This window comes from Dehalococcoides sp. (assembly GCF_041654235.1).
In the GTDB taxonomy this organism is placed as follows: Bacteria; Chloroflexota; Dehalococcoidia; order Dehalococcoidales; family Dehalococcoidaceae; genus Dehalococcoides; species Dehalococcoides mccartyi_B.
On sequence record NZ_JBAZDW010000063.1, the window covers coordinates 1 to 7,232 of the forward strand.

At 47.8% G+C, this 7,232-nt stretch carries 9 protein-coding genes and 1 tRNA gene; 5 read left to right on the forward strand and 5 right to left on the reverse strand.

Annotated elements, in window-relative coordinates:
* Positions 1 to 1,094, forward strand: a 1,094-nt coding sequence (locus tag WC259_RS06970; RefSeq protein WP_372643843.1) for a recombinase family protein, incomplete at its 5' end; no start/stop codon positions are given.
* On the opposite strand, the gene WC259_RS06975 is transcribed toward WC259_RS06970, so the two are convergent.
* The 3 genes from WC259_RS06975 to WC259_RS06985 all read right to left on the reverse strand — a co-directional run bounded on the left by WC259_RS06975 (position 1,082) and on the right by WC259_RS06985 (position 2,845).
* Positions 1,082 to 1,157: transfer RNA gene (locus WC259_RS06975), tRNA-Val, on the reverse strand. The genes WC259_RS06970 and WC259_RS06975 overlap by 13 nt on opposite strands.
* A 49-nt stretch (positions 1,158 to 1,206) precedes the next feature.
* Positions 1,207 to 1,701, reverse strand: coding sequence for a carboxymuconolactone decarboxylase family protein (locus WC259_RS06980; protein ID WP_011308788.1), 495 nt, complete (start codon positions 1,699 to 1,701; stop codon positions 1,207 to 1,209).
* Between the two features lie 109 nt (positions 1,702 to 1,810).
* On the reverse strand, positions 1,811 to 2,845 hold the full coding sequence (locus WC259_RS06985) for a GntG family PLP-dependent aldolase (protein ID WP_015406796.1): 1,035 nt from the start codon (positions 2,843 to 2,845) through the stop codon (positions 1,811 to 1,813).
* Between the two features lie 84 nt (positions 2,846 to 2,929).
* Here WC259_RS06985 and WC259_RS06990 point away from each other — a divergent pair, with 84 nt between their 5' ends.
* The 4 genes from WC259_RS06990 (at position 2,930) to WC259_RS07005 (ending at position 5,875) form a co-directional block, all read left to right on the forward strand.
* The gene (locus WC259_RS06990) at positions 2,930 to 3,832 is read left to right on the forward strand and encodes a DMT family transporter (RefSeq protein ID WP_015406795.1); all 903 of its coding nucleotides are present in this window, start codon (positions 2,930 to 2,932) and stop codon (positions 3,830 to 3,832) included.
* On the forward strand, positions 3,829 to 4,551 hold the full coding sequence (locus tag WC259_RS06995) for a M48 family metallopeptidase (RefSeq protein ID WP_372643846.1): 723 nt from the start codon (positions 3,829 to 3,831) through the stop codon (positions 4,549 to 4,551). Before WC259_RS06990 ends, WC259_RS06995 begins: the two co-directional genes overlap by 4 nt.
* A gap of 223 nt (positions 4,552 to 4,774) precedes the next feature.
* Positions 4,775 to 5,035, forward strand: a complete 261-nt coding sequence (locus WC259_RS07000; RefSeq protein WP_011928725.1) for a DUF5661 family protein — start codon at positions 4,775 to 4,777, stop codon at positions 5,033 to 5,035.
* 6 nt (positions 5,036 to 5,041) lie between these two features.
* Positions 5,042 to 5,875, forward strand: a complete 834-nt coding sequence (locus tag WC259_RS07005; protein WP_011308783.1) for an alpha/beta hydrolase — start codon at positions 5,042 to 5,044, stop codon at positions 5,873 to 5,875.
* Between the two features lie 228 nt (positions 5,876 to 6,103).
* On the opposite strand, the gene WC259_RS07010 is transcribed toward WC259_RS07005, so the two are convergent.
* Together WC259_RS07010 and WC259_RS07015 are read right to left on the reverse strand one after the other, a co-directional pair.
* Positions 6,104 to 6,607 carry an iron hydrogenase gene (locus WC259_RS07010; protein ID WP_372643849.1) on the reverse strand — a complete coding sequence of 168 codons (504 nt, stop codon included), beginning with the start codon at positions 6,605 to 6,607 and terminating at the stop codon, positions 6,104 to 6,106.
* A 39-nt stretch (positions 6,608 to 6,646) separates the two neighbouring features.
* Positions 6,647 to 7,232, reverse strand: a 586-nt coding sequence (locus WC259_RS07015) for a [Fe-Fe] hydrogenase large subunit C-terminal domain-containing protein (RefSeq protein WP_372643852.1), incomplete at its 5' end; no start/stop codon positions are given.

Below are 7,232 nucleotides of genomic sequence, written 5' to 3' on the forward strand. Positions count from 1 at the left end.
GTTTCTATTTATCCAGTAGACCACCCTACGGTTATCGAAAAATCCGCTTCAAGGACGGGGAGAAGGAACGCACCAAACTGGAAATTGATCCAAATCAGGCCGGCATTGTGAGTTCTATGTTTAATGACGTTTTAAATGGTAAGGGACTGACAGAAATCGCCAAGGAATTAAATCGCAAAGGTATAGATGCTCCTCGTGGCAAAGGTTGGGGTAAGACGGGGATACGAACTATTCTAGCCAATGAAGCTTATGCTGGTACCTTTGTCTGGGGACGTAACAGTAAGCGCGGATTAACCCCAATTAGGGTGGAAAATGCCTGCCCGGAAATAGTGACTCGTTCAGTTTTTGATAGTGCACAAGCCTTAATCAAGGATAGAGCCCCCAAACGCCTTCATCCTAAAAGAGCATCCAGTCGCTTTCTATTAAGTGGTTTCACGTTCTGTGGTCATTGCGGGAAAGCAATGATCGGCCAGGATGCCAAGAGTGGCAAATTTTCCTACTATGTATGCGGCACGTTAAATAAGAAGGGAGCCGGTTCTTGCCCGTCACATTATTTCAACAGTCGCGCCTTTGAAGAGACAGTCGTGAAGGTTATAAGGGAGAAAATATTAACCGAAGAACATCTTACGCGCTTGGTTGAAATGGTTAATCTGGAAATGGATGTAAACTCGAAAGAATACCAGAATGAGCTTGATGCCGTTTTGGAAGAAATGAATGACACCGATCGTCGCCTGGAGAGGCTTTATGATGCAGTGGAAAATGGGAAGGTTCCACTCGCCGACCTAGCCCCGAGAATTCACGATCTAAGACTTCGTACTGAAAAATTACAGGAAAGAAAAGTACAGGTTACGAACATGTTATCGGATAGGCGGGTCGAACTGGCTTCCCCTGAAATTGTCAAAAGCTATGTTAAGGATATGCGCCGGTTATTGGAGGAAAGCGAATTGACGGGGAAGCGTTCTTTTCTGCGAGGCTTCATAAAGAAAATCGACGTCATCGACCGACAAGGAGTAATCCATTACTTGTTACCTATCAATGGTGTGCTGGAGGAACGGATAGGAGTTCTTCCTATCGTACAGTATGGTGGGCAGTAGTGGATTTGAACCACTGACCCCCTGCGTGTGAAGCAGGTGCTCTAACCACTGAGCTAACCGCCCAAAGAACTCAGGCCGATTATATCTTATAGACAGGCTAAATTCAACGCATCTATAGCTGACGGTCCAGCCCCATTTTGCCGAAGGAAATATAATACAGCAATTTATCAGCAGTATTGCCGCTAAGGTTGCCGATACGTATCATGCGCAGATACAGGTTTATAAAACCTGATTTTTCGGCTCCGTAATCCGCTTCAAACTTGCCCTGCATTTTTGCAGAAGGTTTGGCGGCAGTGTCTGCCCAGTGCTGGGCAAAGAGGACTGCGCCCAGCTCCTCCGGTGGGCAGTTACCAAAATCACCATCCAGCAAGGCTTTCACTTCTGACTGGGAAATGCCGCTTTCAAGAGCCATTTTGGTATGGGCATAAGTGCAAAAGCGGCATTCATTAACCCCGGTTACCGCCAGCATCAACCGTTCCCGAAAGGCCGGGCCGGGAAATCCGCTTAAACGGGATTCCTTTAACTTACGGCGGTTTCTCAGGATAAAACCAATATCGGAGAAAAACTGGATGGGGTTTGAATATGTACGCTTGGGGAATTTCTTCATTGTATCTAATTTTAACCTAACAGCCGTTTTTTCACAAATAACGCCACTCGTTACCGGCGGGTTGTCTTTGCAGTATGCACCCGTAGTGCTTATAAAGCTTCCGGCGTGACTAAGCCTTTTTCATAGCTGCAATACGCTTAATGGCCGTTTGTATATCTGCCTCGCTCAGGTCATGGTGGCAAACAGCCCTGACCCGGCCGTGACTACCCTTGGTAAAGAGTAACCCGGCCTGCTTGGCCTGCTCTAAAAATTCGTCAGCACCAAGACCAAACGGCGGGTTGAAAATGACAATATTGGTTTGGACAATTTGTTTATCCAGCGTATGGTTATCTATATCAAACAGACTTTCCGCCAGAGTTTTAGCCATAGCGTGATCCAGAGCCAAGCGCTCTATCATAGTTTCCAGCGCCACAATACCGCAGGCTGCTAATACCCCGGCCTGACGCATGCCTCCGCCCAGCATCTTGCGGAATTTTCTGGCCCGGTTTATGGTTTCTTGGTCAGAACACAAAAGTGATCCTGCCGGTGCCGACAGCCCTTTTGAAAGGCAAAAACTGACTGTATCCATCCCCTGACAGAGTTCCTTGGCTGAAACACCCAGAGCCACACAGGCATTGAACAAACGGGCACCGTCCAGATGGACCTTAATACCCCGCATTCTGGCCAGATTTGCCACCCCGGCGGTGTAGGACGGGCTTAGCACCGCACCCCCGCAACGGTTGTGGGTATTTTCCAGACAGATAAGCCGGGTAGGCGGAAAATGAAGATTTGAGCCGCGTATAGCATCTTTTATATCTGCCAGATGGATAGTGCCGTCAGGTTGGTTTGGCACAGCCCGCATAACCACACCTCCCACTGCTGATGCCCCGCCTACTTCGTACCAGAGTATATGGGCTTCACTCCCCAGTATTATTTCATCACCCGGGCGGGTCTGGGACAGGACTGAAAGCAGATTACTCATGGTGCCGCTGGGGGTAAACAAAGCGGCCTCTTTACCCGTTTTCCCGGCTGCCATTTCCTCCAGACGGTTTACAGTGGGATCTTCCCCAAACACGTCATCTCCCAGAGGGGCATCGCACATGGCTTTTTTCATTTCGGGGGTGGGACGGGTAACAGTATCACTCCGAAGGTCTATAATTTTCATCTTAACCTCCCCTGCTTGTTAATACTATTATAATCCATCCGACAGGCGTAAACTGGTATTTTTTAAGGAATTAGGGTATGCTGAATGCTTCACATGAAAGCTAAAACGTATCTCCTGTTGCTTCTTGGGGTGTTTGGCATTGCTGCGGCTTCGGTCTTTACCCGTCTGGCAGATGCACCGCCTGTTATAATCGCCAGTTTGCGTATGCTTGCGGCTACCCTTTTACTTTTACCGTTTGCCGCGAGGCCTGTATATCTGGCTATAAAATGTCTTTCACGGCGAAACCTATTGCTTATCATTCTAGCCGGGTTTCTGGTGGGCATGGACCAGTTTTTCTGGGTGAGTTCGCTTGAATACACCTCTATTGCCAGCTCGGTTATTTTGGTAACCTCACACCCGGTACTAGTAGCCATTATGTCTTATATAATGTGGCGGGAACAGCTTAACCCGAAAGCCATCTTTGGGGTGCTGGCGGCTTTCGGAGGCATGGTACTGATAAATCTGGCCACCACGCAGGTGGGTGAACAGGCATTTTTAGGCAATATGCTGGCTATGGCGGCCACCATTCCCACCACCGGTTACCTGATTATTGGCCGCCAGATGCGTAACAGTATAGATTTCCTGCCCTATATCACTCTGCTTTACGGGAGTGCCGCTTTCTTTTTGCTGGCGGGCGCATTTATCAGCGGTGATAGCTTCGGGGGATATCCCGGCACTACTTACCTGATGATTTTCCTGCTGGCAGTAGTTTCCCAGCTGGTAGGCCATTCTTCCCTTAACATGGCTTTGCGGCTGGTACCTGCTCTGGTAGTTTCGGTAGCCATACTGGGTGAACCGGTAGGTGCCATTATTCTGGGATATCTGTTTCTGGGCGAAGGCCTTACCTTTAACGAATTTCTGGGCGGTATGCTGGTATTAGCCGGCATACTTATTGTTATGTTAAACCAGCCCCGCACTAAAAAAATGGAGGCTGAGATACCGCGTTGAGTCCCCGCAATGTTTATTCCCGACCTGAGGTTATTGGCAAAAAAAGCATAGTTCTGGAGGGTAAAGAGATTCACTATACCCTTAGAAAGAGCCGCTTTTCAGACCTTATCCGCTTGGCGATACGCTCTGCCACCGGTTTGGTAGTTACCGTCCCCCACCAATACAATATGAACGGTCTGGACGATATCCTGCTACAACGTTCAGCCTGGATTTTGAAACACCAGAACAAAATGAACGCCAACCGCTTTGTGCTGGAGGACGGGCTGCATGACGGACAGCAAGTTCCCTATCTGGGCAAGCTCTATACCCTGCGGATAAAAGAGGGCGGAGAGCGAGGCCATGTGAGTCTGGCTGAAAATACAATCCATCTGCTTACCGGCGACAAAACTCCGGTTGAAGTAATGGAAAAGTGGTATCGCCACCGGGCTGCCGGGATTGTCAAAACCTGCCTTGAGAAAAATGCCGCCAAAATGGGGCTAAGCTTTGGCAGGCTCTGCATACGCGCCCAAAAAACCCGCTGGGGAAGCTGTACCTCTATGGGTGACCTAAACTTCAACTGGAAACTGGCAACCATACCACCGGAAGTAATGGATTACGTGGTAATCCATGAACTTTCCCACCGGGTGGAAATGAACCATACCGACAGGTTCTGGGTAATAGTTGAAAAGTACTGCCCGAACTGGAAAGCCCTGCGTAAACAGCTGAAAACCTACGAATAAAACCCTATTGCCATATACCCGGCGGCTTCCTACTCAGCCAGAAAATCTCCATACATATCTCCGGAATGTAAAATAGTGAATTTGTTAATATCCATAGTTTCTTCCCCAATACATATTATTCCGGTATATCAAGATTCATCCGCTTTGCTTATAGAATAGGTTGACATATTTTCTATTTACCTTCAGAATAGCTTTAATATTATGCGAGGGAGGAAACTTGAAAGTGTCTAAGAAAAGTTTTTCAACCAAAGAAGCTCTAGCAGTAGCTAAAACACTTGGCATTACCTTTAAGAATTATGATATAGAACAGTTCCGCATGGGCATGGACGTAGAGCTGGAACATGGTACCAGAGACCCTCATACCAATGTCACTAGTGATGACCCGGTAATGACCGGAAAAATAGCTCTGGCTCACTTGAATGAAATAGAAGATTACTATACCCGCCTGGCTAAAATGGAAGCAGAAGCAGGAGTAGAAGACTAAAACAAGATGAGGTTCACTGAAGGGCATTTCAAAGGCTGTCAGGAATACAATTGTTACTATCAGGCTTTACTGCCAAACGGCAGTCCCAAGGCAATTGTGCTGGTAGTTCACGGTCTGGGTGAACATTCAGGCCGTTACAGTGAACTGGCCCATTATCTGGCAGACAGAAGTTATGCCGTTTATGCTTATGATCATTTCGGCCATGGCAAAACAGACGGCAAAGCCGGTTATGTATCCAGTTACGATGTATATATTTATGACCTTATCAGCGCCTTCAGTATGGTGCAGGCCAAGCACCCTACCTCTAAAATATTCATCTTCGGCCACAGCATGGGCGGCCTGATTACCGCAGCCTATGCCAGCAAGAACCAGTATGATGCCGCCGGGCTTATCTTCTCCAGCATTGCCCTAAAGCCTAATACCGGCATGCCGGGCGTTATTAACCAGCTTATTAAACCCCTGTCCAAAATTGCACCGATGCTGGGAGTACGTAAGATTAACGCATCCACTATCAGCCATAACAAAGATGTAGTCAAAGCTTACAATGAAGACCCTCTGGTGCTTCACCACCGTATGAGTGCCCAAATGGCGGCCGAATTTCTGCGCATTTGCCAAGACCTGCCCGATTTTCTGAAGAATATCAGTCTGCCCAGCCTGATTATTCACGGCGAGGAAGACCATCTGGTAAATATAAAAGGCAGCCGTGAGCTGGTCCAACGGATAAGGTCTAAAGATAAAACCCTGATAACTTACCCCGGTATGTACCATGAGGTATTGAACGAACCTGACTGCCCGCAGGTCTGGAATGACCTGTTTTTCTGGCTTGAAAATCATATCTGAGGCCAGTTTGACAAGTGCCTGCCCGATATCACATATATATCAAACAGGCACTTTCTTATTTTAAGTAATTTTTCTGATATCTCTGCTGTTTACCGGCAGGTTGCCTGTTACCTGTATTTATACTACAACCTGCAAACAGTCACTCATGGTAAAGTGCCTGAATCTTGCACAATATAAAAAGGGGGCTAAAAGCCCCCTTTAACGGTTACTTACAGGATTACAGAAAAGCTATATCTTCTTGCCCAGACGCAGAGCGCCATAAGCAATAACCGCACCCATCAGGGCGGTGAAAAGCTGGGTTAAACCCATCATTCCGGCAATCTTGTCAGCCACATTTTGTTCTATAAAAAGGTTCAAAATCAGGCTGGAAGTAGCCCAAAGGAAAGCAAACTTCAGAACGGCGCCCACTCCGGCACCCAGCCAGAAACTCTTGCCGCAAAGCACACTGAAACTTGTAACCAGCAGAGCATTAGCCGCCATGATGAAGGGCACCATGGGAGCCATGACTATTGGCAAAAGACCGGTAGCCAAAGCAATAGTACTGGAAATAAGGCCGATAGCCACTGCATTTTTCCAGCCGAGTGTTACGGCACTGATAAACAGGACGGCATTTACCAGTGAACCGGTCAGATACTGGTTGCCCAACAGGGGGGCGGCAGTGGCCAACCCCAGCATAACCAAAAAGGCAATAACAAGCTCTTTTCTAAGGCTAATACTCTGGACATTGAACATTTATTTTGTTCCTCCCGCGTATTGATTTATTATTTGCCCTTAAACTACCGGGCGACTAGTATATTCGGTATGCAACAGTTTATGAGAACGCTTGCCAAGTGGTTTCTCCAGATAGTCAGCATATATTTTCGCTATTGACGGGTTATGGTGGGAACACCGCTTGGGCATATTCCTGTCTTCTTCGTAAAGGGCTTCACCGCGTTTTTTCTTCAGACTGGAATCAAAGCGTATGGGTTGGCCGCCACCGCCGACACAACCGCCGGGGCAAGCCATAATTTCTATAAAGTGATAGGGTGAAGTTCCCTCTTTTATCTCTTCAAGCAAAGCTCTGGCATTACCCAGACCGTGAGCTACCGCTACCTTCAGTTCCAACCCATCTACATTCAAAGTAGCCGTCTTGACACCCTCCAGCCCGCGTACCGGTTCTATATCCAGATTTTCCAGTTCGCGTCCGGTTATCAGCATATAGGCACTGCGGATAGCCGCTTCCATAACGCCACCGGTAGCCCCGAAGATGGTAGCCGCACCGGTATAAAGACCCAGCAAGTCTTCGGCAGGTTCTTCATCCAGTGAAACAAAATCCAGACCGGCCTCTTTTATCATGCGGGCAAGTTCGCGGGTAGTC